The sequence below is a fragment of the Microbacterium sp. M1A1_1b genome, from assembly GCF_053345565.1.
On record NZ_JBKFAJ010000003.1, the window covers coordinates 22,137 to 47,805 of the forward strand.

The 25,669-nt window shown below is 71.8% G+C and carries 27 protein-coding genes; 15 read left to right on the plus strand and 12 right to left on the minus strand.

The features are described from left to right. The first annotated feature begins 68 nt into the window (after positions 1-68). Complete coding sequence (locus ACLBWP_RS08695; protein WP_447654867.1) at positions 69-668, plus strand: hypothetical protein; 600 nt, start codon at positions 69-71, stop codon at positions 666-668. A gap of 238 nt (positions 669-906) precedes the next feature. On the opposite strand, the gene ACLBWP_RS08700 is transcribed toward ACLBWP_RS08695, so the two are convergent. After that, positions 907-1,815: a cation diffusion facilitator family transporter gene (locus tag ACLBWP_RS08700; RefSeq protein ID WP_447654868.1), complete on the minus strand. Its 909-nt coding sequence runs from the start codon at positions 1,813-1,815 to the stop codon at positions 907-909. Between the two features lie 48 nt (positions 1,816-1,863). Between ACLBWP_RS08700 and ACLBWP_RS08705 the strand changes: the two genes are divergently transcribed. Together ACLBWP_RS08705 and ACLBWP_RS08710 are read left to right on the plus strand one after the other, a co-directional pair. Beyond that, the gene (locus tag ACLBWP_RS08705) at positions 1,864-2,535 is read left to right on the plus strand and encodes a DUF4166 domain-containing protein (protein ID WP_447654869.1); all 672 of its coding nucleotides are present in this window, start codon (positions 1,864-1,866) and stop codon (positions 2,533-2,535) included. Continuing rightward, the gene (locus tag ACLBWP_RS08710; RefSeq protein ID WP_447654870.1) at positions 2,532-3,524 is read left to right on the plus strand and encodes an epimerase; all 993 of its coding nucleotides are present in this window, start codon (positions 2,532-2,534) and stop codon (positions 3,522-3,524) included. The genes ACLBWP_RS08705 and ACLBWP_RS08710 overlap by 4 nt, the downstream gene beginning before the upstream one ends. Here ACLBWP_RS08710 and ACLBWP_RS08715 read toward each other — a convergent pair. Then, positions 3,493-4,473 (minus strand): EamA family transporter, encoded by a 981-nt coding sequence (locus ACLBWP_RS08715; protein WP_447654871.1) that lies wholly within the window; start codon positions 4,471-4,473, stop codon positions 3,493-3,495. The two genes, ACLBWP_RS08710 and ACLBWP_RS08715, sit on opposite strands and share 32 nt — an antisense overlap. Before the next feature lie 71 nt (positions 4,474-4,544). Here ACLBWP_RS08715 and ACLBWP_RS08720 point away from each other — a divergent pair, with 71 nt between their 5' ends. Continuing rightward, the gene (locus ACLBWP_RS08720) at positions 4,545-5,459 is read left to right on the plus strand and encodes a LysR family transcriptional regulator (RefSeq protein WP_447654872.1); all 915 of its coding nucleotides are present in this window, start codon (positions 4,545-4,547) and stop codon (positions 5,457-5,459) included. Between the two features lie 78 nt (positions 5,460-5,537). Here the strand turns inward: ACLBWP_RS08720 and purB are convergent, their stop codons facing one another. The 3 genes from purB to ACLBWP_RS08735 are packed head-to-tail and all read right to left on the minus strand — an operon-like array spanning position 5,538 to position 7,864. Continuing rightward, positions 5,538-6,923: an adenylosuccinate lyase gene (gene purB, locus ACLBWP_RS08725; protein WP_447654873.1), complete on the minus strand. Its 1,386-nt coding sequence runs from the start codon at positions 6,921-6,923 to the stop codon at positions 5,538-5,540. After that, a complete protein-coding gene (locus tag ACLBWP_RS08730) occupies positions 6,920-7,438 on the minus strand; it encodes a low molecular weight protein-tyrosine-phosphatase (RefSeq protein ID WP_243562166.1) in 519 nt (172 codons plus the stop codon). Before ACLBWP_RS08730 ends, purB begins: the two co-directional genes overlap by 4 nt. 27 nt (positions 7,439-7,465) lie before the next feature. Continuing rightward, positions 7,466-7,864 carry a phage holin family protein gene (locus ACLBWP_RS08735; RefSeq protein WP_243562167.1) on the minus strand — a complete coding sequence of 133 codons (399 nt, stop codon included), beginning with the start codon at positions 7,862-7,864 and terminating at the stop codon, positions 7,466-7,468. Between the two features lie 49 nt (positions 7,865-7,913). Between ACLBWP_RS08735 and ACLBWP_RS08740 the strand changes: the two genes are divergently transcribed. The 5 genes from ACLBWP_RS08740 to ACLBWP_RS08760 all read left to right on the plus strand — a co-directional run bounded on the left by ACLBWP_RS08740 (position 7,914) and on the right by ACLBWP_RS08760 (position 13,482). Next, positions 7,914-9,011 (plus strand): histidinol-phosphate transaminase, encoded by a 1,098-nt coding sequence (locus ACLBWP_RS08740; protein WP_447654874.1) that lies wholly within the window; start codon positions 7,914-7,916, stop codon positions 9,009-9,011. A gap of 5 nt (positions 9,012-9,016) precedes the next feature. Continuing rightward, on the plus strand, positions 9,017-10,153 hold the full coding sequence (locus tag ACLBWP_RS08745; protein ID WP_447654875.1) for a thiamine pyrophosphate-dependent dehydrogenase E1 component subunit alpha: 1,137 nt from the start codon (positions 9,017-9,019) through the stop codon (positions 10,151-10,153). Positions 10,154-10,239: 86 nt separating this feature from the next. Next, on the plus strand, positions 10,240-11,199 hold the full coding sequence (locus ACLBWP_RS08750; RefSeq protein WP_243562416.1) for an alpha-ketoacid dehydrogenase subunit beta: 960 nt from the start codon (positions 10,240-10,242) through the stop codon (positions 11,197-11,199). Between the two features lie 52 nt (positions 11,200-11,251). Beyond that, positions 11,252-12,838 (plus strand): dihydrolipoamide acetyltransferase family protein, encoded by a 1,587-nt coding sequence (locus ACLBWP_RS08755; protein WP_447654876.1) that lies wholly within the window; start codon positions 11,252-11,254, stop codon positions 12,836-12,838. A gap of 68 nt (positions 12,839-12,906) precedes the next feature. Further along, positions 12,907-13,482, plus strand: a complete 576-nt coding sequence (locus tag ACLBWP_RS08760) for a GNAT family N-acetyltransferase (protein ID WP_243562171.1) — start codon at positions 12,907-12,909, stop codon at positions 13,480-13,482. A gap of 52 nt (positions 13,483-13,534) precedes the next feature. Here ACLBWP_RS08760 and ACLBWP_RS08765 read toward each other — a convergent pair whose 3' ends face one another. From ACLBWP_RS08765 to ACLBWP_RS08785, 5 genes are all read right to left on the minus strand, one after another. After that, positions 13,535-13,714, minus strand: coding sequence for a hypothetical protein (locus ACLBWP_RS08765; RefSeq protein WP_243562172.1), 180 nt, complete (start codon positions 13,712-13,714; stop codon positions 13,535-13,537). After that, positions 13,711-15,057, minus strand: a complete 1,347-nt coding sequence (locus ACLBWP_RS08770; protein WP_447654877.1) for an alpha/beta hydrolase — start codon at positions 15,055-15,057, stop codon at positions 13,711-13,713. Before ACLBWP_RS08770 ends, ACLBWP_RS08765 begins: the two co-directional genes overlap by 4 nt. Next, on the minus strand, positions 15,057-17,099 hold the full coding sequence (locus ACLBWP_RS08775; RefSeq protein WP_447654878.1) for a bifunctional lysylphosphatidylglycerol flippase/synthetase MprF: 2,043 nt from the start codon (positions 17,097-17,099) through the stop codon (positions 15,057-15,059). Before ACLBWP_RS08775 ends, ACLBWP_RS08770 begins: the two co-directional genes overlap by 1 nt. A gap of 96 nt (positions 17,100-17,195) precedes the next feature. Then, positions 17,196-18,380, minus strand: coding sequence for a sensor histidine kinase (locus ACLBWP_RS08780; protein WP_447654879.1), 1,185 nt, complete (start codon positions 18,378-18,380; stop codon positions 17,196-17,198). Then, complete coding sequence (locus ACLBWP_RS08785; protein WP_447654880.1) at positions 18,373-18,999, minus strand: response regulator; 627 nt, start codon at positions 18,997-18,999, stop codon at positions 18,373-18,375. Before ACLBWP_RS08785 ends, ACLBWP_RS08780 begins: the two co-directional genes overlap by 8 nt. A 133-nt stretch (positions 19,000-19,132) precedes the next feature. On the opposite strand from ACLBWP_RS08785, the gene ACLBWP_RS08790 reads away from it, so the two are divergent. Continuing rightward, positions 19,133-19,867 carry a GntR family transcriptional regulator gene (locus tag ACLBWP_RS08790; RefSeq protein ID WP_243562177.1) on the plus strand — a complete coding sequence of 245 codons (735 nt, stop codon included), beginning with the start codon at positions 19,133-19,135 and terminating at the stop codon, positions 19,865-19,867. 158 nt (positions 19,868-20,025) lie between these two features. On the opposite strand, the gene ACLBWP_RS08795 is transcribed toward ACLBWP_RS08790, so the two are convergent. Both ACLBWP_RS08795 and ACLBWP_RS08800 read right to left on the minus strand, forming a co-directional pair. Next, complete coding sequence (locus tag ACLBWP_RS08795) at positions 20,026-20,478, minus strand: PTS sugar transporter subunit IIA (protein ID WP_447654881.1); 453 nt, start codon at positions 20,476-20,478, stop codon at positions 20,026-20,028. Continuing rightward, the gene (locus ACLBWP_RS08800; RefSeq protein ID WP_447654882.1) at positions 20,475-20,711 is read right to left on the minus strand and encodes a PTS transporter subunit EIIB; all 237 of its coding nucleotides are present in this window, start codon (positions 20,709-20,711) and stop codon (positions 20,475-20,477) included. The genes ACLBWP_RS08795 and ACLBWP_RS08800 overlap by 4 nt, the downstream gene beginning before the upstream one ends. Positions 20,712-20,889: 178 nt before the next feature. Here ACLBWP_RS08800 and ACLBWP_RS08805 point away from each other — a divergent pair, with 178 nt between their 5' ends. The 5 genes from ACLBWP_RS08805 to ACLBWP_RS08825 all read left to right on the plus strand — a co-directional run bounded on the left by ACLBWP_RS08805 (position 20,890) and on the right by ACLBWP_RS08825 (position 25,395). After that, positions 20,890-22,155: a PTS transporter subunit EIIC gene (locus ACLBWP_RS08805; protein ID WP_447654883.1), complete on the plus strand. Its 1,266-nt coding sequence runs from the start codon at positions 20,890-20,892 to the stop codon at positions 22,153-22,155. Positions 22,156-22,263: 108 nt separating this feature from the next. Continuing rightward, positions 22,264-23,178, plus strand: coding sequence for a metal ABC transporter solute-binding protein, Zn/Mn family (locus tag ACLBWP_RS08810; RefSeq protein WP_447654884.1), 915 nt, complete (start codon positions 22,264-22,266; stop codon positions 23,176-23,178). Next, entirely contained in the window at positions 23,175-24,056 is an 882-nt protein-coding gene (locus ACLBWP_RS08815; protein WP_243562181.1) for a metal ABC transporter ATP-binding protein, read from the plus strand. Before ACLBWP_RS08810 ends, ACLBWP_RS08815 begins: the two co-directional genes overlap by 4 nt. Next, positions 24,056-24,952 carry a metal ABC transporter permease gene (locus tag ACLBWP_RS08820; RefSeq protein ID WP_447654885.1) on the plus strand — a complete coding sequence of 299 codons (897 nt, stop codon included), beginning with the start codon at positions 24,056-24,058 and terminating at the stop codon, positions 24,950-24,952. Before ACLBWP_RS08815 ends, ACLBWP_RS08820 begins: the two co-directional genes overlap by 1 nt. Further along, on the plus strand, positions 24,949-25,395 hold the full coding sequence (locus ACLBWP_RS08825) for a Fur family transcriptional regulator (protein ID WP_243562183.1): 447 nt from the start codon (positions 24,949-24,951) through the stop codon (positions 25,393-25,395). Before ACLBWP_RS08820 ends, ACLBWP_RS08825 begins: the two co-directional genes overlap by 4 nt. The last annotated feature ends 274 nt before the right edge of the window (positions 25,396-25,669 follow it).

Sequence of the window (25,669 nt, forward strand, 5' to 3'; positions counted from 1 at the left end):
CCAGCGGAGCCTCCCGGCCGGTGGACGACCAGACGGGAGGCTCCGCTCGCCTCCGGCATACTGGCCGCATGCCGACCCGCCGCAACCGTTCCGTCCTGACCGGGCTCGCCGCGCTGGTCGCGGCCGGGCTGGTGGCCGGCGGGTTCGCGCTGACCGCACGCCAGGGCACCGACGACCCGGTGCTCGCGGGCCCGACTGCGTCGTCGGTGCCGACGGCCGAGGCCACCGCGGACGGCGTCGTCGTGCTCGACCGGCAGGGTCCGGACCTGCCGGGCGGCGCTGTCCTCGACCGCTGCGACACGGACAGCCGGGCGGACGTCGCGCGCTACGACACCGCGGCACTCGGCGACGTCGTGCTGCAGTGTGGCACCTCCAGCCAGGGCTACGAGCACATCCGCGTGCGCCACACCGGTGACTGGCGACAGGTCGTCGGCGGGCGGGGCAGCCGCGACTGGGACGACGCGATGCTGACCGCCGTGCAGACCGCGCTGACGACCCCGCGCTCGGGCTTCCCGCGCGATGCCGGCGACGGCAAGGTCTGCTACGCCGCGGCGATGCGGTTCGACGACGGTGCGGCACCCTCGCCGGACGCCTTCGTCAAGGTCATCGTGTCGAGGACCACCGACCGCGTGATCACCGCCTACCCCACGCGCACCGACGACTGCTGACGCCGGGCGCGGGTGTGCGCGGACTCGGTACGACAAGTCCGATGTCGTACGACGTCGTCGATGTCGCGCGGGTGGCACGTTGCCGGGCGTGCGACGAGTCCGATGTCGTGCGACAGCGTCGGTGTCGCGGGGGTGGCGGGGACCGGGTGAGCGGCGGCACGGTGCCGGGCGTGCGACAACGCCGATGTCGTGCGACAACGTCGATGTCGCGCAGGTGGCCGGGGCCCGTGGCCCCCCCCTACGCGTGGACGTCGTGCTCGTGCCGCTGGTGCGACGCGGGCTCGAGCTGGAACGTGGAGTGCTCGACCGGCACGTCGAAGTGCTCGGCCACGCACCGCTGCAGCTCGTCGAGGATGGCCGGGGCGTGTGACGTCGTGAAGCAGTGGTCGTCCACCACGACGTGTGCGGTCAGGTTCGGCACCCCGGTGGCGACGAGCGTGGCGTGCAGGTCGTGCACGGCGATCACGTGGTCCAGCTCGAGGATGTGGCCCCGCACGTCCTCCAGGTCGAGCCCCGGCGGCGTCGACTCGAGCAGCACGTTCGCGGTCTCGCGCAGCAGCCGGACGGCCCGCGGCAGGATCAACCCGCCGATGACGAGCGCCGCGACCGAGTCGGCGCGCTCCCACCCGGTCAAGCCGAGCACCACGGCCGCGGCGATCACGGCGAGCGAGCCGAGCGTGTCGTTGAGGACCTCGAGCCGGGCGGCCCGCGACGTGAAGTTCTCGCCCGAGGCCCGCATCAGCACGGCGTAGGCGACCAGGTTGCCGACGAGTCCGATGATGCCGAACACCAGCAGCGGCCCGGAGTGGATCTCGGCCGGGACGAACAGTCGCTGGATCGCGGAGACGATGACGAACACCCCGACGGCGAGCAGGATGGCGGCCTGCGCGGTCGCGCCGAGCACCTCGGCGCGCTGGAAGCCCCAGGTGCGCTGCGAGGTGGGGGAGCGCCGGGCGAGCCGTGTGGCCACCAGCCCGATGCCGATCCCGCCGGTGTCGACGACCATGTGGCCGGCGTCGACCAGCAGTGCGAGCGACCCGGTGACGACGGCACCGACGACCTCGGCCAGCAGGATCGTCGCCGAGATGCAGAACGCCACGAGCAGCGCGCGCTCGTTCGCGCCGGCGTGCCCGTGGTCGTGTCCCATGCCTCGATCGTAGGGACCGGCGCTGACGACATGCCAGGATCGGCAGACATGTCCCGGTCACCGTACGAGCGCAGCGCTCCTCCCCAGGTCCTCGCCCGCCTGCACCCGCGGCTGCGCACCTACTTCGGCCCGATCCCCGCCGGGCACGTCGGCCGTGGCCAGGGCGTCTTCACCGTCGTCGGCACCCCGCGCCGGTGGCTGTGGCCGGTCCTGGCGCTGTTCGCTCGCGACGCCGTGATGTTCCCGGTCTGGCAGCGCGACGTCCCGTTCACGGTCGAGAACCGCCCGGTCACCGTCCGACGTGGTCGCACCGGCCAGGAGGCCCACCTCGCCGTCCGCGCGCACCGCACCTTCCACTTCCGCTCCGGTGACCGCACCATGGTGGACGCCATCACCGCCGAGCCGGCGGGGCTGGTCGACCACCTCGGTCGCCACGGGCGCGTCAGCGCCCGGCTCGCGGTGACGGTCGACGCCGACGGGCCGGACGCGGGAGCGCTGCACCTGGTCTCCACCCGCGTGTCGTTCCGTGCGCTGGGACGCGCGTGGAGCCTCCCGGGTGTGATCGCACCACGTGTGACGCTCACAGAACGATTCGATGACGAAGCCGACCTGCAGCGCGTGTCCCTGGTGCTGTCAGCGCCGGTGGTCGGCACGCTGTACCGGTACGAGGGGGCGTTCCGGTACGCGATCGCACCGGACCCAGGACGGGGGAGCACATGAGCGACGACAGCACCGACACCACCAGGGGCCGCGCGGTGATCGCGGGGGCCAGCGGCTTCGTCGGCCGGTTCCTGCAGGACGCGTTCCGCGACGAGGGCTACGACGTCGTGACGATCGGCCGCACCGGCGACGCGGTGTGGGGCAACACGCTCCGCATCCGTGCGCTGGTGGACGGTGCCGCGATCGTCGTGAACATGGCGGGCAAGAGCGTCAACTGCCGGTACGGGCGCCGGAACCGGGCGGAGATCCTGCGCTCGCGGGTGGACACGACACTCGAACTCGCCGAGGCGATCCGCACGTCCGAACACCCGCCGCCGCTGTGGATGAACGCGTCGACGGCGACGATCTACCGCCACGCGACCGACCGTGCGCAGGACGAGGCGACGGGCGAGCTCGGCGAGGGCTTCTCGGTCGGGGTCGCCCGTGCGTGGGAGGACGCCCTGTTCGCGGCCGACCTGCCCGGCACCCGTCGTGTGGCGCTCCGGATGGCGATCGTCTTCGGCGACGGCAGCGCCCTGGTGCCCTTGGTTCGCCTGGCGCAGGCCGGACTGGGCGGCCCGCAGTACGACGGGCCGTGGTTCCCGACCCGCGCACGACTCGCCGCCGGCACGTACCACCACGACCGCCACACCCACGGGCGCCAGCGGTTCAGCTGGATCCACATCGCGGACGTCCTCGGAGCAATCCGCTTCATCCGTGACCACGAGGACATCGACGGCGCCGTGAACCTGTCGAGCCCGAACCCGTCGGACAACCGCACCGTGATGGCGACCATCCGCGACGCGGTCGGACGGCGGTTCGGGCTACCGACCTGGCGGTGGATGCTCGAACTCGGGTCGATCGCGATCCGCACCGAGACCGAGCTGGTGCTCAAGAGCCGCTGGGTGGTGCCGACCCGCCTGGTGCAGGCCGGCTACGAGTTCCGGTACCCGCTGCTGCGCGGGGCACTCGCGCACATCATCGCGGAGCGCCGCCAGCACCGGGGCTGAGGGCGCCGTCGACGGAGCAGGAATCGTCGCCTGCGGGCAGCGCACCCGACGATTCCTGCTCCCTCGACGGCGCGGGGAGCGTGGGCTTCCCGGCGCGTGACGCCCAGAGCACGCCGCCCACGACGACGGCGCCCGCGAGTACCTCGACCAGGTCGGGCACCTCGCCGAACGCCAGCCACGAGGCCAGCACCCCGACGACGGGCACGAGCATCGAGAACGGCGCGACGGTGCTCGACGGGTACCGGCCCAGCAGCCGCGACCACAGCCCGTAGCCCACCAGCGACGCCACGAGCACGATGTACAGCAGCCCCAGGTCGGCCGACAGCGCCGACACCGTGAAGACCGTGCCGAGCGACGCCCCGATGCGGTCGGGCCCCTCGACCACGAACGACAGCACGGCCATCGGGATCGGCGGCACCACCGACCACCACAGCGTCAGGTGCAGCGGGTTGACCGGCCCCGCGCGGCGTGTGGCGACGTTGCCGACCGCCCACCCGAGTGCCCCGCACAGTGCCAGCACGACGGGCAGCAGCGCCGCGGTCTGGGAACGGTGCACGGCGATCGCCGCGAGGGCCGCCACGGCCACCGCGACACCGACGACCTGACGCCCGGTCAGCCGCTCACGCAGGAACACCCCCGCCAGCACGACGGTGAACGGTGCCGAGGCCTGCAGCACCAGCGACGCCAACCCCGAGGGCATGCCGGACGCCATGCTGAGGTACAGGAACGCGAACTGCAGGACCCCGAGCCCCGAGCCGATCAGCACCAGCCGCCCGAACGGCATCGCGGGCCGCGGGACGAACAGCAGCGTCGGCACGGCGAGCAGGGTGAACCGCACGGCTGCCAGCAGGAACGGTGGGAAGTGCGTCAGTGCGAGGGCCGTGGCGGGGAAGTTCAGTCCCCAGACGACGGCGACCAGCAGGGCGAGCAAACGGTCACGGAGCAGCACCCCTCGATCGTCGCGCAGCGGACACGGAAGGACCAGCGCACGTTCGGACACCGTCGTTGTAGGGTCCCTGCATGGTCGGCTTCGACGTCACGCTGCTCCCCGTCCTGGCGGAACTGCACGAACGCGGCTCGGTGAGCGCCGTCGCCGCGGCCACGCACCGCACGCCGAGCGCGGTGTCGCAGCAGCTCCGGACCCTGCAGCGCCAGGTCGGCGTCCCGCTGGTCGAACGCGTCGGTCGCGGGGTCCGCCTGACCGACGACGGCCGGGTGCTCGCCGGCCTGGCCGGAGGCATCGCAACCGCCGTCGCCACTGCGGACGCCGCCTGGCAGGAGCACCTCGGTGGAGCGTCGGGGACCGTACAGCTGGCGATCTTCCCGTCCGCCGCCGAGCTCCTGCTGCCCGGCCTGCTGACACGGATGCGGGACCACCCGGGCATCGACCTGGCACTGTCCGACGTCGACGTCAGCGAGGACGCGTTCGCCCCGCTCGCCGCCGACCACGACGTCGTCGTCGGACACCGACCGGACGGAGCGCCCGCGCCCGACCGTTCGGCACTCGAGACCGTCGCCCTGCTCCGCGAACCGCTCGACGTCGCACTGCCCGACGGGCACCGGCTGGCCGGTCGCGAGCGGGTCCGGATCGACGAGGTGGTCGGCGAGACGTGGATCGGTGTGCCCGAGGGGTACCCCATCGACCGGGTGCTCACCGCGATGGCCGCGGCCACCGACGCACCACCCGAGGTCGCCTTCCGGACGATCCACCTGCCCGTGATCGAGAACCTGGTGGCAGCCGGACACGGCATCGCCCTGGTCCCGCGCTACACCTCCGGCACGCGGGCGCCGGGGCGCTTCCACCTGGCGGAGCTGGCCGACGTGCGCGCCGGACGGCGGATCGAGGCGCTCGTCCGACCGGATCGCATGGCCCGTCCCGTGGTCCGCACCGTCCTGGAGGCCCTGGTCGCCACCGCGGTCGACGTCACCACCTGAGGTGGTGACGTGTGCGGCGGGGCCGGGCCGGGCCTCCCGTCCGACGGTCCGACGGTCCGACGGTCCGGGCGGCGTCGCTCAGACGTCCAGGTGGTCGACCAGCTCGTCCGCCAGCCCCGTGTAGGTCGCCGGGGTCATGTTGGTCAGGCGGGCCTTGGCACCGTCCGAGACGTCGAGCCCGTTGACGAACGCGATCAGGTCCTGCTGACTGACGCGTTTGCCGCGCGTGAGTTCCTTGAGCATCGCGTAGGGGTCCTCGATGTCGGACTGCCCGGCGGTGACCTCGGCACGGATGACGGTCTGGATCGCCTCGCCGAGCACCTCCCAGTTGCCGTCGAGGTCCTCGGCCAGGCGCTGCTCGTTCACGGCGATCTCACTGAGCCCACGACGCAGGTTGTCGAGTGCGAGCAGCGAGTGTGCGACCGCGACGCCGACGTTCCGCTGCGTGGTGGAGTCGGTCAGGTCGCGCTGCAGACGGCTCGTGACGAGGGTCTCCGACAGCGTCGAGAACAGCGCCGACGAGATCTCGAGGTTGGCCTCGGCGTTCTCGAACCGGATCGGGTTGATCTTGTGTGGCATCGTCGACGACCCCGTGGCGCCGGCCTGCGGGATCTGCGTGAAGTACCCCATCGAGATGTAGGTCCACACGTCGGTCGCCAGGTTGTGCAGGATGCGGTTGGCGTGCCGGATCCGGTCGTACAGCTCGGCCTGCCAGTCGTGCGACTCGATCTGCGTCGTGAGCGGGTTCCACGTCAGGCCGAGGCCCTCGACGAACTCCCGCGACAGGGTGGGCCAGTCGGCCTCGGGGTCGGCGGCCATGTGCGCCGAGAACGTTCCCGTGGCGCCGGAGAACTTGCCGAGGTACTCGCTGCCCTCGATCTGCGCCAGCACGCGCTCGAGCCGGTACACGACCACGGCGAGCTCCTTGCCGAGCGTGGTCGGGGTGGCGGGCTGGCCGTGCGTGTGGGACAGCATCGGCACGGCGCGCAGCTCGAGGGCGACCTCGCGCAGGCGGGCGACGACGGCGCGGAAGGCCGGCAGCCAGACGTGCTCGGTCGCGTCCTTGATGGTCAGCGCGTAGGACAGGTTGTTGATGTCCTCGCTGGTGCACGCGAAGTGGGTCAGCTCGGCGATCGCGTCGAGTCCCAGGTCGGACAGGCGACGGCGGACGAAGTACTCGACTGCCTTGACGTCGTGCCGGGTCGTGGCCTCGATCTCGGCCAGCTCGGCGATCTGTGCCTGCCCGAAGTCCGTCACGACGGCGCGCAGGGCGGCCTTGTCGTCGACGCTCAGCGGCGAGGTGGTGAACATCGCGTGGTCGGTCAGGAAGACGAGCCACTCGACCTCGACGGTGATGCGCGCACGGTTGAGTCCGGCCTCGGACAGGTGCTCGCCCACCGTGTGCACGACCGGGTAGTACCGCCCGTCGAGCGGGCTGATCGGCTGCGGGGGAAGGGGGGTCATGGTGCTCCCTGGCGGACGGCCGGTTCGATCTGGTGGAAGAGTGCGCGGCAGGCACGCTCGACCGTGGTGAGGACCCGGTCGAACTCGTGCCGGTCCGCGTAGTACGGGTCCGGCACGTCGGCCTGCTCTGGCCAGGCGTCGTCGTACCGCAGCAGGAGCGTCACCTTGGCGGCGTCGTCCATCGTGGGGGCCCACGAGCGCAGGATGCGTTCGTGGGAGCGGTCGAGTGCGACCACCAGGTCGAGATCCGGGAACCGGTCCGGGTCGAACTGGCGGGCGCGATGCCTGGACCCATCGTATCCGCGCGCCGCCAACGCGGCGATCGTGCGCTCGTCGGCGGGTTCGCCGACGTGCCAGTCCCCGGTGCCGGCGGACTGCACCTGGAACCGGTCGGTCATGCCGGCCTGGTCGACGACGTGCTGGAACACGATCTCCGCCATCGGCGATCGGCAGATGTTGCCGCTGCAGACGAACGAGACGCGGAAGGTCGACGGGGCGCCGGCGTCCGTGGTCATGCCCACATCATGGCGCACCAGCCGCGCTCAGGCGCGCGGGCGGTTCAGCACCGGCCGGACGAAGAGCCCGATCAGCCACGCGAAGACCGCCAGCACGAAGGCGCCGACGATGCCCCAGCCGAACGAGTCGACGTGCAGGCCGAAGCCGATCGCGGTCGAGATGCCGGCGACGATGAGCAGCAGGATCGCGTTCACGACGAACGAGATCAGGCCGAGCGTCAGGACGTAGACCGGGAAGGCCACGACCCGGATGACCGTGCCGATCACGGCGTTGACGAGTCCGAAGACGAACGCCACCAGCAGGAAGGTCAGGACGGTCTCGACGGTGCCACCGCTGCCGAAGGCCGTGACGGAGACGCCGCTGACGATGAGCGTGGTGAGCCACAGCGCGACGGCGTTGATGACGAGGCGGACGAGGAATCGCATGCGTCCATGATGCCTGTGGTCCGTGGGAACGCCCCGTTACGCTGGGGTCGTGACCGACCAGCCCGTGCACATCCGCCCCGAGATCGCTGTTCTGCCTGCCTACAAGCAGGGCCGGCAGGCCGCGGCCGACGCCTTCAAGCTGTCCAGCAACGAGAACCCGTTCCCGCCGCTCCCCGGGGTCGTCGAGGCGGTCCAGGCGCAGACCGCCTACAACCGCTACCCCGACGCCTCCGCGCTCGCCGTGCGTGCCGCGCTGGCGAACCGGTTCGGCGTCACCGTCGACGAGGTCCACGTCGCGCCGGGCAGCGTCGCGATCCTGCACGAGCTCGCCAAGGCCACGTCGGGCCCCGGCGACGAGATCGTGTACGCGTGGCGGTCGTTCGAGGCCTACCCGGGTGTCGTCACGGTCGCCGGTGCCACCAGCGTGCAGGTGCCGAACCGGCCGGACGGCGGTCACGACCTCGACGCGATGGCCGCTGCCGTCACCGAGCGCACCCGCATGGTGATCGTCTGCACGCCGAACAACCCCACCGGCCCCGTGGTGACCGCCGCGGAGTTCGACCGGTTCATGGGCCGGGTCCCGACGAGTGTGCTCGTGGTCCTCGACGAGGCCTACGCCGAGTTCGTCACCGACCCCGACGCCGTGCGCGGCGTGCCCCTGCTCGAGCGCCACCCCAACCTCGTCGTGCTCCGGACGTTCTCCAAGGCGTACGGACTCGCGGGCCTGCGGGTCGGGTACACGCTCGGACCGGCATACGTCCTGGACGCCGTCCGCGCCTGCGCCATCCCGCTCAGCGTCACCGCGCAGGGGCAGGCCGCCGCGCTGGCCAGTCTCGAACGCGAGACCGAGCTGCTCGAGCGCGTCACCCACCTGACCCAGCGGCGCGACCTGATCGTGGGCGCGCTCCGCGGCCAGGGCTGGGACGTCCCCGATGCGCAGGGCAACTTCGTGTGGTTGCCGACGGGCGAGCAGACGGGCCACGCGGCCGAGCAGTTCGAGCACGCGGGGATCATCGTCCGCGCCTTCGGCACCGAGGGGATCCGCATCTCGATCGGCGAGCACGAGGCTGTCGAGAAGCTCCTCGATACCGCCCGTTCACTTGTCGGGGGTCTCACAACGGCCGCGGTGACCCGGCCGCTACGCTGACCGGCATGTCCTTCCACGCCGCGGCCCCCGCGACGACCACCGTCCGGCTCCTCGACACCGAGGGCCGGTTCGTGGAGACCGACGAGAACGCCGAGTACGCGGGCATCGTCAAGGAGCTCCCGGACGAGACGCTGCTCGCCATGCACCGCCAGATGGTGCTCACCCGACGCTTCGACCACGCTGCCGGCAACCTGCAGCGCACGGGGCAGCTCGGCCTGTGGGCACCGAGCCACGGGCAGGAAGCCGCCCAGGTCGGTTCGGCCTTCGCGCTCCGCCCGCAGGACCACCTGTTCCCCTCGTACCGTGAGCACGCCGTCGTCCTGCAGCGCGGGGTCGAGCCGATGGAGATCATCTCGCTCTTCCGCGGTCAGGCCCACGGCAACTGGGACCCGGACGCCCGCGGCAACACGCACGTCTACACGCTCGTCATCGGTGCGCAGACCCTGCACGCGACGGGCTACGCGATGGGCCAGGCGCTCGACGGCGTCGTCGGCACGGGCGACCCGGACGTCGACGAGTGCTCGATCGTGTACTTCGGTGACGGTGCGACCAGCCAGGGCGACGTGAACGAGGCGTACGTGTTCGCCGCGTCGCACAAGGCCCCGGTCGTCTTCTTCCTGCAGAACAACCACTGGGCGATCTCGGTCCCGGTGTCGGTGCAGTCGCCGACCCCGCTGGTCGACCGCCCGCGCGGCTTCGGCATCCCGAGCGTCCGGGTGGACGGCAACGACGTGCTGGCGTCCTACGCGGTCAGCACCGTCGCGACGCAGCACGCTCGCAATGGGCAGGGCCCGGCGTTCATCGAGGCCGAGACCTACCGCATCGGCGCGCACACCAGCTCCGACGACCCCACGCGCTACCGCGGCGACGACGAGCTCGCCGACTGGGTCGCGCGTGACCCGATCACCCGCTCCGAGGCGTACCTGCGCAGCCGCGGGGCCACCGACGCGCAGTTCGCCGAGTTCGACGCCGAGGGCGAGCAGATCGCGGCCGACATCCGCGCGAAGACCTCGGCGCTGCAGGCACCCCCGATGGACGCCATGTTCGACAACGTCTACCGCGAGCAGCACCCGCGCATCGACGAGCAGCGCGCCTGGCTGCACGACTACGAGTCCTCCCAGGACGCAGGAGCCAACGCATGAGCACCACCGAGCAGCTGGTCGACTACACGCTCCGGTCGCACCCCGGCGCCGGTCAGGCACCCGCCGACCCCACCCCGACCATCCCGATGGCCAAGGCGCTCAACGCCGGCCTGGCGGCAGCGATGGCCGCGGACGACAAGGTCCTGCTGATGGGCGAGGACATCGGGCAGCTCGGCGGTGTCTTCCGCATCACCGAGGGCCTGCAGGAGCGCTTCGGCGCCGACCGCGTGCGGGACACCCCGCTCGCCGAGTCGGGCATCGTCGGCACCGCGATCGGCCTGGCGCTGCGCGGGTACCGTCCGGTCATCGAGATCCAGTTCGACGGCTTCGTGTGGCCCGCGTTCAACCAGATCACCTCGCAGCTGGCCAAGATGGCGAACCGGCTGCCGGCGCACATGTCGCTGCCGATCGTCATCCGCATCCCCTACGGCGGGCACATCGGCGCGATCGAGCACCACCAGGAGTCGCCCGAGGCGTACTTCGCGCACACCCCCGGTCTGCGTGTGGTCAGCCCGAGCACCCCGAACGACGCCTACTGGATGATCCAAGAGGCTGTTCGCTCGAAGGACCCGGTCGTCTTCATGGAGCCGAAGTCGCGCTACTGGCCCAAGGGACAGGTCGACCTGCTCGACGGCCACGTGCCGATGCACACCTCTCGTGTCGCACGCACCGGCACCGAGGTCACCCTGGTCGGGCACGGCGCGATGGTCGCCACGCTCATGCAGGCCGCCGACATCGCCGACGCCGAGGGCACCAGCTGCGAGGTCGTCGACCTGCGCTCGATCTCGCCGATCGACTGGGAACCGCTGCTGGCCTCGGTGCGCAAGACCGGCCGCCTGGTCGTGGCGCAAGAGGCGTCCGAGTTCGTCAGCGTCGGCAGCGAGATCGCCGCGACCGTCGCCGAGCGGGCGTTCTACACGCTGCAGGCGCCGCCGCTGCGGGTGTCTGGGTTCGACATCCCGTTCCCGCAGTCCAAGCTCGAACACCTGCACCTGCCGGACGCCGACCGCGTCCTCGAGGCCGTGGACCGCGCCCTCGCCTACTGACCTGGTCCCGACCGGACCACCCACCGTACGAACGACCGACGAAGGAGCCGACGTGGCCGTCGCCGAATTCCCCCTCCCCGACGTGGGCGAAGGCCTCAACGAGGCCGAGATCGTGCAGTGGCGCGTGGCGATCGGTGACGATGTCGCGGTGGACCAGGTCCTGGTCGAGATCGAGACCGCCAAGTCCCTGGTCGAGCTGCCGTCCCCGTTCGCGGGCACGGTGACGGGTCTGCTGGTCGCCGAGGGCGACACCGTCGAGGTCGGTCGCCCGATCATCCGGGTCGAGTCCAGCTCGTCCGTGCCGGCTGCGGCTGTGCCGGCTCCGGCCGACCCGGCTCCGGCTGCCCCGACCGGAGGCGCGGCTGACGTCGACGACGCCGCTCCGACGTCGCCCGTGGTCGCTCCCAGTGCCCCGGTCACGCCCGCCCCGCCCGTCGCGGTTCCCGCCCGGGCCACGGCGCCGGCACCCGTGATCGCCCCGGCGCAGGCGGCCCCGCCCGCGCCTGCCGAGTCCCGCATGCCCGCCTCGCTGCCCGCGGCCGAGGGTGCGTCCGTCGTCGGCACCGACGAGTCCTCCGGGGCCGTCCTGGTCGGCTACGGCTCCGCGACCAGCGCACCGTCACGCCGCAAGCCGGGCGCCCGCCGGGCCGCAGCCGCCGCTGCCCAGGCGAGTCGGGCCTCCAGTCGGGAGACCGACCTGGTCCTGACGGACGAGGGCGAGGCCGCGACCGCCGACGCCGTCGCCGCACAGGGACAGCGTCCCGCGCGCCCGTCAGCGCCCGCCGTGATGGCGAAGCCGCCGATCCGCAAGCTCGCGAAGGACCTCGACGTCGACCTGGCCGTCGTGGTGCCGACCGGACTCGCCGGTGAGGTCACCCGTGACGACGTCATCCGCCACGCCACGCAGGCCACGGTCTTCCGCAACATCCAGACTCCCGAGTGGGGTGACGTCCGCCAGGAGACCATCCCGGTCAAGGGCGTCCGCAAGGCGATCGCGACTGCGATGACGACGTCCGCGTTCACCGCGCCGCACGTGTCGCTGTTCGTGGACGTCGACGCCACGCGCACCATGGACTTCGTCAAGCGGCTCAAGGCGTCGCCGACGTTCGCCGGGGTCAAGGTCTCGCCGCTGCTGATCATGGCGAAGGCCGTCATCTGGGCCGTCCGCCGCAACCGGTCGGTCAACTCGTCGTGGACCGACCGCGAGATCATCGTCCACCACTTCGTGAACCTCGGCATCGCCGCCGCGACCCCGCGCGGTCTGATCGTGCCGAACATCAAGGACGCGCAGGACATGTCGCTGTTCGAGCTGGCCAAGGCCCTCGAAGCGATGACCCTGACGGCCCGCGACGGCAAGACCAGCCCCGCCGAGATGGCCGACGGCACGATCACCGTGACGAACATCGGGGTGTTCGGGATGGACACCGGCACGCCGATCCTGAACCCCGGTCAGGTCGCCATCGTCGCGATGGGCACGATCAAGCCGAAGCCGTGGGTCGTCGACGGCGAGGTCCGCTCGCGCATGGTGACGACCATCGGCGCCTCGTTCGACCACCGCGTGGTGGACGGCGACGTGGCGTCGCGGTTCGTGCACGACGTGGCCTCGGTCATCGAGGAACCCGCGCTGCTGCTCGACTGACACACGGGCTTGCCGCTCGTTGGCGTGGTGTTCACGCGGATGTCGGTGGAGCGGGCGATGATCAGCACATGGTCCACCAGCTCCTGAGCGCCCCGCAGGAGATCCGAACGGATCGCCTCCTGCTGACTCCCGTCACCCCGGCCGACATCGACGCCGTGCACGCGGTCTTCTCCGACGCCCGCACCTGGACCCACCTGCCGAGCGGGCGACACACGGCGCGCGAGCAGACCGTCGACCTGGTCCAGCGCAAGATCGGCGGACGGGTCCGGCACGGGCTGGGGTCGTGGACGGTCCGCGACGCCCACAGTGGCGACGTGCTCGGCGTCGGCGGGGTCGACATGACCGCCGGCGGCGTCTGGAACCTGGGCTACCGACTCACACCGTCGGCGTGGGGCACGGGTCTGGGGACCGAGATCGCCCGCGCGGCGATGACCGCGGCGCACGACACGGCCCCCGGTGTGCCCGTGACCGGCCGGGTCCTGACCAGCAACCCCGCGTCCGCGCGGGTGCTCGCGAAGGCCGGGCTCGCGCTGGTCTGGCAGGGCACGACCGCTGCTCCGGCGCCGGACGGAGCCGAGCGGCAGGTCTGGACCGACCGCGCGCTCACCGACCAGCAGCACGCCTGGCTCGTCGCGAACGCCTGAGACCGCCGCAGTGGCTGCGGCAGCCGCTGTGACCGCTGGGCCGCGGGATCGCTCAGCGCCGTCCGAGCACCATCGCGCCGACCAGCCCGGCGGCGGCCGCTGCCAGGCCGAGCACGACGGCCGCGACGACGCAGACCTCGCACGGGCTGAACGACAGCACGGCGACCAGCACGAGCACCGCGGTCCCGAGCAGGCCCAGACGGACGAGCAGCATGCCGGACGCGTCGTTCACGAGCGCACGCTCCCCGGCGCCTCGAACAGCTCGTCGGCCAGGCGTGGCAGCTCGTTCGTGAGCGACCACTGCACGGTGTTCCAGTCGTGTCCGCTGCCGGGCGACGACGCCACCGCGGTGTGGATCCCCGCGCGGACGGCATCCCGGCCGAGCGTGCGGGCGGACTCGGTGAACTCGTGGTCGTTCGCGCCGGCGGTCAACCACAGGTGCGCGTCGGAGTAGGGACCGTTCGCGGCCATCAGGGCGCCGGGGGACGCCGCACGCCAGCGTGCCAGGGACCCACCGAACGCCTCGTCCGCGCTGTTCTGCGGCGACCGGTCGACCGGGTGCAGCTCGCTCGAGATCGCCAGCGCCGCGCTGAAGCGGTCCGGGTCACCGGTCAGGAACTGCATCGCGCAGGTCGCCCCCTGCGAGAACCCGACCAGGCCCCATCCGTGCGGATCGGTCGGCACGCGCAGGTGCGCCGTGATCCAGTCCGGCACGTCGCGGGTGATGTAGGTCGCGGAGTTGCCGATCGACGAGTCGACGCACATGGTGTTGTGGCCGGGGACGGCGAGCTGGTCGGCCGACACCACGATCGGCGCCAGTCCGTGGTGGGCGGCCGCGTACCGGTCGAGCACCGTCGCGATGCCACCCGCGGTGAACATGTCGCTCGGGGTGCCGGGCTGCCCGGACAGCGACACGACCACGGGCAGGGTCGGGGGGTCGTCGGTGAGCGCGGCCGGGGGCAGGTACACGACGGCCGGTCGGGCCGGGAAGCCGGAGCGGGTACCGGGGATGCGGACGGTGCCGACGCGGCCGGCGGTCGGCATCGAGACGGGTGCTGTCCACCGTGACGCCGGCCGGACCGCCGCGGCGTCGATGCCCGACTCGGATCCCAGGTCGAGGGTCGGGAACGGGTTCGTCTGCACGAGTGCGTTGAGCGTCGGGTAGGCCGCGTAGTCGACGTTGATGCCCAGGGCCGGCACCAGCAGCGCCGCGGGGACCAGCACGGCCGCCAGCACCCGGCGTCCGCGTCCGCCGTGCACGATCCCGGTGACGGCCAGGGCGAGCGCCGCGAAGGCGAACGCCACCCACATCCTCGTGACGTCGGTCAGCCGGACGTCGAAGGCGTTGAGCAGGTCCCCGACGACCCAGCAGGCGAGCAGCCCGAGCACCGCTCCGCCCGCGGCGATCGCGGCGCGCAGGCCCGTGCGCCGCCACGCCGGTCCGGAACGCAGTCCGGTGCGCAGCGCGGGCAGCAGGACGAGCAGGGCCAGCACCCCGAACACGACGTCGGCGGGCACGAGCTTCGTGGGGACCTCGAGCCGGGTCCCCATCGCCCAGTGGAACGGGTCGAGCATCAGTCGCGGCCCCCGGCGGGTGTCTCGGTCCGGCCCGCTCCGGCGGCTGCCGTGGCCCCGGCAGCCCGGTGGGCGCGACGCAGCTCCCACAGGTGCCGCGGTCGCAGCCCGGGCAGGTACGCGCTCGCCAGCGCCCGGGCGACCCGGGGCACGTGCAACGGGGTCGGGACCACCAGCCAGAGCGGCTCGTGCGCTGCGCCGAACTTCTCCTTGAACCGCTGCAGCGACCGGAACCCGTAGGCGGGCTCGAGCAGACGGGCGAGCAGCCGCGAACCCCGGTCCATCACGGCGTGCGACGCGGGGTCGTGCGCGGCGAGCGGGGTGCCGGACAGGCTCAGCGTGGTCAGGCCGGCCTCGCGCGAGCGCAGAGCGGTGCGGGCGATCAGGAACTCGACGACACCGGGCATCCCCCCGTCGCCGCGGCGCATCACGTCGAGCGTGTACCCGGTCAGGGCGCCGTGCGCGTACACGGGCAGCCAGCTCGTGACGGCGACGACCCGGTCGGACGCGTCGACCGCCAACGCCAGGCGGACGTCGGGGTCGTCGAGCTCGCGGAAGCCGCCCAGCGTGAAGCCCATCTCCGGCAGGCGACGATCGGCGGCCCAGCGGGTGCAGATCGCCTCGACCTCGGCGCGCTGCCCGGCGTCGAGCTGTTCGAAGCGGGTCCACTCGTCGCGGACGCCCTCGCGGTCGGCACGGTTCGACGCTGTCCGCAGGTCCTGTCGGCGCTTGCCGCGCAGGTCGAAGGTGGTGACGTCGAGGACGGCCTCGACCCCGACGGGCAGCGCCGTCCAGCCCTCGGGCGCCAGGATCGCCCGCACCGGCTCGTGCACGCTCGTGAACGCCGGGATCCAGCCGTTGTCCTGGCAGTGCACGACGAACGCGTCGATCACCGTGGCCCGGTCCGCTGCGGCGCACACCGGGTCGGAGACGGTCAGGGCGACGTCTCCCCGCACGCGGTACGCCACCGCGCCGAGTCCGTCCGGGTGCGACCAGACCGCGTTGCCGCGCCACGTGCCCATGTGCCCGAGGGAACCGGCGTCGCCACCCCGCAGCATCGCCACGAGCGCGGACGGTTCGGACGCGGCGCGGAACGGCGCGCGGACCAGTCGACCGCGCAGCACCAGGATCGCCAGCAGCACGGCCGCGGGGACCACCCACGCGCCCAGCAGGGTCACCTGCCACTCGACCTCGTCCAGCCCGAGGCCCTGCCACTGCACGGCCGAGTCGGTCATCGGCTCGATGAGGAACACGTCCGCCAGCACCGCGGTCAGGACGACGAGCACGCCGGTCGCCACGACGACGCCCGCACGCCGCCCGTGGTGCACCAGCCACGCGGCGACCAGCAGCAGGACGCCGACGAGCACGCCGGCACGGTCGCTCATCGCGTCGGCGAACGGCGACAGCACGCCGTCCGGGTCCGGCACGACGAGCGTCACCAGGGTGCCGCCGCCCAGGGCGACGAGCGTGGCCACGACGACGGTGCGGGGGGTCAGGTGGTCCCGGGTGGTCGGACGGGAGGCTCGGTGCACGACGAGCGCGCCGGCCGCTGTGCCGAGCAGGGCGCCCAGGGCGCGGGTGACGTCCGACCCGTGACCCGCGAACAGCAGCAGGGTGAGCGTCAGCGTCCACAACACGGTCCGCATCCGCCAGCGGCGTTGGGCAGGCAGGCCCGCCGATGCCGCGGCGAACAGGGTGACGGCGATGACGGACGGCGCGAGCATCGGCTGCCCGCGCGTCGCTTCGGCGTGGGCCTCGCCGAGCGCGTCGCCGATCGTCACCGCGAGCTGCGTGCCGAGGACGGCGACCGTCGGGACGACGACACCGATGACGGCCGTCCGGACGGACCCCAGGGTGCGCTCGGCGAGTGCCGTGGCGAGCACCGTCGCGACGAGCGCCAGGCAGGCGACGGGCGGGTGGTGCGGGAAGTCGGGCTCGGCGTGCGCCAGGCGTGCGCCGACCACGAGGACGACGATGGCCCCGGTCACGACGAGGGTGACGGGGTACCGGCGGAGCCGGTCGAGGACGGGACGGATGGCCACGGTGCCATCTCAGTGCATCCGGGGGTCCGAGGACATCGACCCTGGGGTTGAACCGCGATGGCCGATCGGCCATCGGACGTGCTCGGACCCGTCCGCTCAGCCGGTCGGCGGCAGGTGGTCGACCGGCAGCGTCAGGTGCAGGGCGAACCCGCCGTCCTCGGTGGGACCGCTCACGAGTGCACCGCCGAGCAGCGACGCCCGTTCGCTCAGGCCGATGAGCCCGAGGCCGGACCCCGGCAGCTCCAGACGCGCCGACGCCGGTGGCCCGTTCACGACGTGCACGGCGACGGCCCCGTCGACGACGGCTCCCGACACGTGCACGGCGGCGCCGGGGGCGTGCTTCCGGACGTTGGTCAGCGCCTCTTGCACGAAGCGGTAGACCGCACGCTGCACCGGCTGGGACAGGGTCTCGGGCAACGCGACCGCGGTCGTGGTGTCGAGCCCCGCGGCGGCGACGAGCCGGTCGAGGTCGGCCAGGACGGGCTGCGGGGCGATCTGGCGGTCGGTGCCACCCGCGGCCCGGAGCACCTGCACCATCTCGCGCAGTTCCTGCAGGGTCACGACGCACAACTGCCGGATGGTCCGGGCGAAGCCGCGTTCGGCCTCGTCCCGGCCGGCCATCTGCATCCCGCCGGCCTGCACGGCGATGAGGGTGACCTGGTGCGAGACGACGTCGTGCATCTCGCGCGCCAGCAGGGCCCGTTCGCGGGACAGCGCGACCTCGGCGGCCTGTCGGCGTTCCTCGGCGCGGGCGGTGTCACGTTCGGCGAGCCGTTCGGTCAGGCGCTGGCGGGTCTGGGCGAGCAGCCCGATCGACAGGGGGCCGAGCGCGAAGATCAGGGCGTAGATGATCGAGACGATGACGTCCTCGAAGGTCTGCGGTGGGCCGACGAACCCGCCGAACCCGACGAACTCGACGACCGCGGCGAGCAGCATCAGCCACCGCCGCTCGGTCCGCTGCCCGATCGTGAACAGCGCCACGACGGATGCCACCACCGCGGACCCGACGAACAGCCCCGGCAGGGTCAGCGCGAACGCCGTCACGGGCAGGCGACGGCGCAGCAGCAGGGCTGCGGCGGCCAGCAGGGACATCGACGTCTCGAACGTGGTGGCGCCGGAGATGTCGAGCACGGCGTCCCCGACGGCGGCGGCGACGAAGAACGCGTCGACCAGCCACCAGGGCGGCCGGTGACCACGGATCCAGCGCAGGCCGGCGTCGACCACGGTGTCGAGCCTCCTGTCCGTCGTGTCGAGCGCCCGACGGACGCGCGACTCAGACACGGAGCAGCCCGGCCGCGGCCGCGCGCAGGGCCAGCTGCACACGACTCGCGACGCCGAAGGCCGCGAGCAGCGCGCGGACGTCCTCCTTCACGGTGCCGGTGCTGACGCCGAGCCGCGCACCGATCTCGGGGTTGCTGACCCCGTCGGCGACGAGCTGCAGGACCGCGAGCTCACGGTCCGTCATCGGTGGCGCCTCGGTCGCGGTGACCGACGGGGCGAACAGCCTGGCCCGGTCGAGTTCCGACGCGAGCACCACGCCGCCGGCTGCCAGGACTCTCACGTACTGGGCCAGTCCCTCGGGGTCGGTGTCCTTGAGCAGGAACCCCGCGGCGCCGAGCTCCATCGCCCGGCCCAGGTGCTCGGCGGCGTCGAACGTCGTGAGCATGGCGACCGCCGGGGGCTCGGGCAACGCGGTGATCGCACCGAGCAGGTCGAGTCCGTCGATGCGGGGCATGCGGACGTCCAGCAGCACCACGTCGGGGCGGTGCTCGGTGACGACGGCGAGCGCGTCGACGTCCGAGGTCGTCGCCACCACCTCGATGTCGGGTGCCGCGCCGAGGATCAGCTCGAAGCCGTACCGCACCAGCGCTTCGTCGTCGACGATCACCACGGAGATCACGGGCACATCCTGGCACGGGTTCTCCGGGGTACATCGACCTTCTGCCCAGGGATCGCTACTGTGATGGAACTGGTCATGTCCGCCCAGGACCACCCGGCCGACCACCGACACCGCAACGGAGCACGAGGGACCGATGACGAGCCGCATCACCGAAGGCGCGGAGCCGAAGCACCAGCAGCTGCGCCGGATCCTGCTCGAGCTGGCCACCGTCCGACTGGCCCCGGGGGCGGCGATCCCGTCCGAGCGGGCACTCATCGCCGAGTACGGCGTATCACGGATCACGGTGCGCGAGGCCCTCGGCCAGCTCGTCAACGAGGGCTACCTGGAGCGCGTCCGCGGCAAGGGCACCTTCGTCGCCCACCGGCCCGTGCAGTCGACCCTGCACCTGGCCTCGTTCACCGAGGAGATGCGGGCGATGGGCCACGTGCCGACCACGGTCGTGCTGGTGCGTGAGGAGCGGGTCCCGCCGGCCGACACCGCCGCGGCACTGCGCCTGGGCGAGGGCGTCGCGGCGTACCACCTGAAGCGCCTGCGCATGGCCGACGGGGCGCCGGTGTCGATCGACGACGCATGGCTGGTCGCGGACGCGTTCCCGGGGCTCCTCGAACACGACCTGTCCGGGTCGGTGTACTCGATCGTCGCGAACGAGTACGGCATGCCCATCGACCGGGCCCAGCAGACCGTCGCGGCGAAGCCCGCAGCCGACGACGTCGCGACGCTGCTCGGCACGAAGACGGGTGCTCCGGTGCTGGAGTTCGACCGGGTCTCGTACTCGGGCGACCGGCCCGTCGAGCACGCGATGTCGTGGTACCGCTCCGACCGCTACCGCGTGCAGATGGAGGTCACGGCGGCCCGCGCGGTCGCCTGACCCGGCCGCCGCCGGCCGGTCCCGCCGCAGGCCGGCTCCGCCGCTGGCCGCCGGTCCCCTCTGCGAAAGCGACAGTTCGCGCCCGAAGATCGGCGGCGAACTGTCGCTTTCGCGGAGGAGTTGCGCGGCAGTGCCCCGCGAACTGTCGCTCTCGCGGGTCAGACCGTGTAGAGCGTGGCGCCCTCGGCGACCTTGGTGCCGACGGTGTCCTGCGGGATCGAGTCCGGCGCGGAACCGAGCACGACGACGGGGCACACCGGGGAGTACCCGGCAGCGGTGATCGTCGCCGGGGTGAACCGGACGACGGGGTCACCGGCAGCGATGGTGTCGCCCTCGGCAGCCAGCAGCTCGAAGCCCTGCCCGGCCATCTTCACGGTGTCGATGCCGACGTGCACCAGGACGTCCGTCCCCGCCGAACCCTGCATCGCGAACGCGTGCGGGTGCAGCTTGACGATCGTGCCGGCGACGGGAGCCACCGCGGTGACCGTGCCCTCGACGCCGGTCGGGTCGACGGCGACCCCGGCACCGACGAGCTGCCCGGCGAACACCGGGTCGGGCACGTCGGCGAGTGCGACGACCGGGCCGGCGAACGGGGTCAGGACTGCGGTCACAGCTCGTCCTGGATGTCCTGCGCGAGGTTGTCGGCGATCGGTCCGACGATGACCTGCCAGCCGGTGCCGCCACCGACGACGGCCTGCGCGCCCGCCGACTTCAGCGCGTCCTTGTCGACGAGGTCGCCGTCCTCCACCTCGACGCGGAGGCGCGTGATGCAGCCTTCGACCTCTTCGATGTTGTCGGCGCCGCCGAGCGCGGCGATGATGTCGGCTGCCTTGATGTCGGCCATCGGTTTCCTCCTCGTTCAGGGTCGTTGCCCAGGTTGACATGCATGCCGTCGTCACGGAGACTACGGACTGGTCATGACCGGACAGGACCGGACCTGGCGACACCGCCGAGGTTACCTGCGCCGCCCCCACGACTCAACCCACCCCCGACAGCTCCACCCGATGACGAGAGGACCTCCGATGAGCACTGCTGCCACCACGGATGTGCCGGAGAAGAAGACGCCGAAGAAGCAGAGCAAGCTCTTCGCCAACGCGCAACGCCTCGGGCGGAGCCTGCTGCTGCCGATCGCGGTCATGCCCGCCGCGGGCATCCTGCTGCGCCTCGGCCAGTCCGACATGCTCGGCGCGATCCCCGGGTTCGCCAAGGGGGCGACGATCGTCGCCGCCGCCGGCAACGGTGTCTTCACGTGGCTGCCACTGCTGTTCGCCGTCGGCATCGCGATCGGCTGGGCCAAGAAGTCCGACGGCACCACGGCGCTCGCCGCGGTCGTCGGCTACATGGTCATGTACCAGGTGTTCGCGGCGATGTCCCCGATCGTGCTCGCCGGGGTCAAGGACGCGAACGGCGACCAGGCGACGATCAACTTCGGCGTCCTGGGCGGCATCGTGATGGGTCTGGTCGCGGCCGGGCTGTGGAGCCGCTTCCACCGCACGAAGATGCCGGACTTCCTCGGGTTCTTCTCGGGCCGTCGCCTGGTCCCGATCCTCACGGCGGTCGCCGGTCTGGTCATCGCCGTGCTCATGTCCTTCGTGTACCGCTACTTCGACATCGCCCTGACGGCGGCAGGTCAGGCCGTCGCCGACAACGCCGTGATCGGTGGCGGCGTCTTCGGGTTCGTCAACCGCATGCTGATCCCGATCGGCCTGCACCAGCTGCTCAACTTCTTCCCGTGGTTCCAGCTCGGCAGCTTCTCGACCGGCGGTGTGACCTACCACGGCGACATCGCGCGCTTCCTGGCCGGCGACCCGACCGCGGGCATCTTCCAGACCGGCTTCTTCCCGATCATGATGTTCGCGCTCCCCGCCGGAGCCCTGGCGATCTGGCGCAACGCCAAGCCGCAGAACCGCAAGCTGGTCGGCGGCATCATGATCTCCGCCGCGCTGACGTCGTTCGTGACGGGCATCACCGAGCCGCTCGAGTACTCGTTCATGTTCGTGGCGTTCCCGCTCTACGTCATCCACGCAGTGCTGACGGGGACCTCGCTCGCGCTGGTCAACGCGCTCGGCATCCGGGACGGGTTCTCGTTCTCGGCCGGCGCGATCGACTACGTGCTCAACTTCGGCAAGGCGGACGGGGCGATCTGGCTCATCCCGATCGGCCTGGGCTACGCGGTCGTCTACTACTTCCTGTTCAGCTTCGTGATCAAGAAGTGGAACCTGCGGACCCCCGGCCGCGAAGAGGACACGATCGCCGAGAACGCGATCGACGCGGCCACCAAGGCCTAGTCGCGACCACCACCAGACGGGAGGCTCGGTGCCAGCTGGCACCGAGCCTCCCGTCTCGGCTCGCGTTGGTTTTGACAATCGTTATCAACTAGCACTAGCGTCGTCGACATGCAGAACCGTCGCCTCCTCGCCCTGCCGCTCGTCGTCGGCGCCGCCGCGCTCGCCCTGACGGGCTGCGCGACCTCGTCCGGGTCCTCCGGTGCCAGCAGTGACGGCACCGTCCGCGTCGTCGCCTCGACCAACGTGTACGGCTCGCTCGTCGAGACGATCGGTGGCAAGCACGTCAGCGTGACGAGCATCCTCGAGGACCCCTCGCAGGACCCGCACTCGTTCGAGTCCAGCGCGCAGACCCAGCTCGCCGTGTCCAAGGCCGACCTGCTCATCGAGAACGGTGGCGGGTACGACGACTTCATGACCACGCTGGCGAAGTCGTCGAACACCACGGCCGACACGATCAACGTCGTGAAGCTGTCCGGGCTCGACAAGGCCGGCGACACCGAGTTCAACGAGCACGTGTTCTACAGCTACCCGACGATGGTCACGCTCGTCGCGGACATCGCCCACCGCCTCGGCACCCTCGACAACGCGGACAAGGCGACGTTCGAGTCCAACGCCAAGGCCCTGACGGCCAAGCTGCAGGACCTCGAGTCGCAGACCGCCGCCGCCAAGCAGTCCGACCAGGGCGACAAGGTGGCCTACACCGAGCCCGTGCCGGGCTACCTCTTCCAGGCGATGGGACTCGACAACGTCACGCCCCAGGCCTTCTCCGAGGCGATCGAAGAGGGCAACGACGTCCCGCCCGCGTCGCTCAACGACACCCTGAAGCTGTTCAGCGACCGCACCGTCAAGCTGCTGGCCTACAACGAGCAGACCTCCAGCCCCGAGACCGAACAGGTCAAGAAGGCCGCCGACACGGCAGGCATCCCGGTGGTGGGTGTCACGGAGACGCTCCCGAAGGGGGAGGATTACGTCTCGTGGCAGCAGGCGAACATCGACGCGGTCAAGGCGGCGCTGACGAAGTGACGACGATCCAGGACCAGACGCGGACCGCCGCTGCCCAGCGCAGCGGCGGTCCCGCCGTGCTCGCGCTGCACGACGCGGGGCTGTCCTACGGGGCGCGCAAGCTCTGGGACGGCCTCGACCTCGACGTGGCACCGGGGGAGTTCCTGGCGGTGCTCGGGCCGAACGGCGCCGGCAAGACCTCGTTGCTGCGGACCGTGCTCGGGCAGCAGCGCCTGACCAGCGGGTCGATGACGTTCCTCGGCCAGCCGATCCGCCGTGGGCACCGCCGCATCGGGTACATCCCGCAGCAGCGCCTGATGGAGTCCGGTACCCCGTTGCGCGCCCGGGACATGATCGCCCAGGGCGTGACCGGGCACCGTTGGGGCATCCGACCCGAGCGCGGGGCCGAGCGCGAGCGCATCGACCGGATCATCGACGAGGTCGGGGCCACCGCGTTCGCCGACGCCCCCGTGGCCGAGCTCTCCGGCGGTGAACAGCAGCGCACCCGCGTCGGACAGGCCATCGCGGCCGACCCGGCCCTGCTGCTCTGCGACGAACCCCTCATCTCGCTCGACCTGCGCCACCAGCGCGGGGTCACCGAGCTCATCGACCGCCAGCGCCGACAGCAGGGCGCGGCAGTGCTGTTCGTCACGCACGACGTGAACCCGATCCTCGACGTCGTCGACCGGGTCCTGTACATCGCGGGCGGCCGCTTCCGGATCGGGTCCCCGGACGAGGTCCTGCGCGCCGACGTGCTGTCCGACCTGTACGGCACGCCCGTCGACGTCGTGCGCACGATGGGGCGGATCGTCATCGTCGGCGGTGCCGAGGCCCCCGGCGAACACCACCACTGCGAAGCGGACCCGCACACGCCGGGCCCGGACGAAGGGCGGCTGTGATGGACGTCTGGTCGACGGTCTTCTCGTTCCAGGACTGGCCCGAGCTCGTCGCGCTCGTGCAGAACTCGATCTGGGCCGGCGCGGTGCTGGGCATCGTCGGCGGGCTCATCGGGCCGTTCGTCGTCGCCCGCAACATGCCGTTCGCGGTGCACGGCATCAGCGAGTTGTCGTTCGCGGGTGCCAGCGCGTCGCTGCTGCTCGGCGTCAACGTCGTCACCGGGTCCCTGGTGGGCTCGGTGATCGCCGCGCTGCTGATCGGACTGCTCGGCTCGCGGGCCCGCGACCGCAACTCGATCATCGCCGTGCTCATGCCGTTCGGGCTTGGACTCGGGATCCTGTGCCTGGCGCTCTACAAGGGGCGTGCGGCCAACAAGTTCGGGCTGCTGACCGGGCAGATCGTCTCGGTCGACAACCCGCAGCTCACCTCGCTCATCGTGATCAGCGCCGTCGTCGTGGCGATCCTGGTCGTCATCTGGCGCCCCCTGATGTTCGCGTCCGTCGACCCCGACGTCGCGGCGGCAGCGGGGGTCCCCGTCCGGACACTCGCGCTCGTCTTCATGCTCGCGCTCGGGCTCGCGACGGCGGTCTCGGTGCAGATCGTCGGCGCCCTGCTCGTGCTCTCGCTGCTGGTCACGCCAGCGGCCGCGGCGCTCCGCCTGACCGTGCACCCCGTGCTCGTCCCGCTGCTGTCGATGCTGTTCGCCGTCGTGTCGGTCGTCGGCGGGATCCTGCTGGCGCTCGGTGGTGGACTGCCGATCAGCCCGTACGTCACCACCATCTCGTTCGCCATCTGGGTGGTCTGCCGCGTCGTCGGAGCGCGCCGCGAACGACGTGGTCGCGACCGCGTCACCGTCCGCGAACAGCAGTCCGCACCCCAGCAGGAGGTCGCCGTATGAACGCCGTCCAGAAGCCCGCCGCCGCACCGCAGTCCGCAGCGCCCAAGGCCAAGCGCAACACCTGGCAGCGCGAGGCCGTCCGCGGCGCGCTCGACTCCACCGAGGGGTTCGTCAGTGCCCAGGCGCTGCACGCACACCTGCGTGACGGCGGCTCGACGATCGGGCTTGCCACGGTGTACCGCGCGCTCGCCGACCTGGCGACCGAGGGTGACGCCGACTCCCTGCAGCAGGACGGCGAGTCGCTCTACCGGGCCTGCACGACCGACAAGCACCACCACCACCTGATCTGCCGGAACTGCGGACGGACGGTCGAGATCCAGGCGGACCCGGTCGAGCGGTGGGCCCAGCAGGTCGCCGCCGAGCACGGGTTCACGAACGCCAGCCACGTCGTGGACATCTTCGGCGAGTGTGCTGCCTGCACGGCGGCGCGCACCGGGGCCTGAGACCGCCGACCCCGTGGACCGCGCCGGCGGGACCGAGCCGGGCCGGGCCTCCAGACCGGGTTTGCGACACGCCCGACCTTCGCGTATCGTTGGCTGCTGGTCCGTGCTTGCGCGGGCCCGTTGTTCAGCCCTCCGACCGTCGCGAACGCCGCGGTTGCGCGGATCCGTCTCTCGAAGACGGACGTGTTCGTCTCTCGCAGTCGAACTGGGCGGTGCACACAACCCCCTCGCAACGTCACCCACGGTGACCACGCGCGTGTGCGCCAGGCAAGTG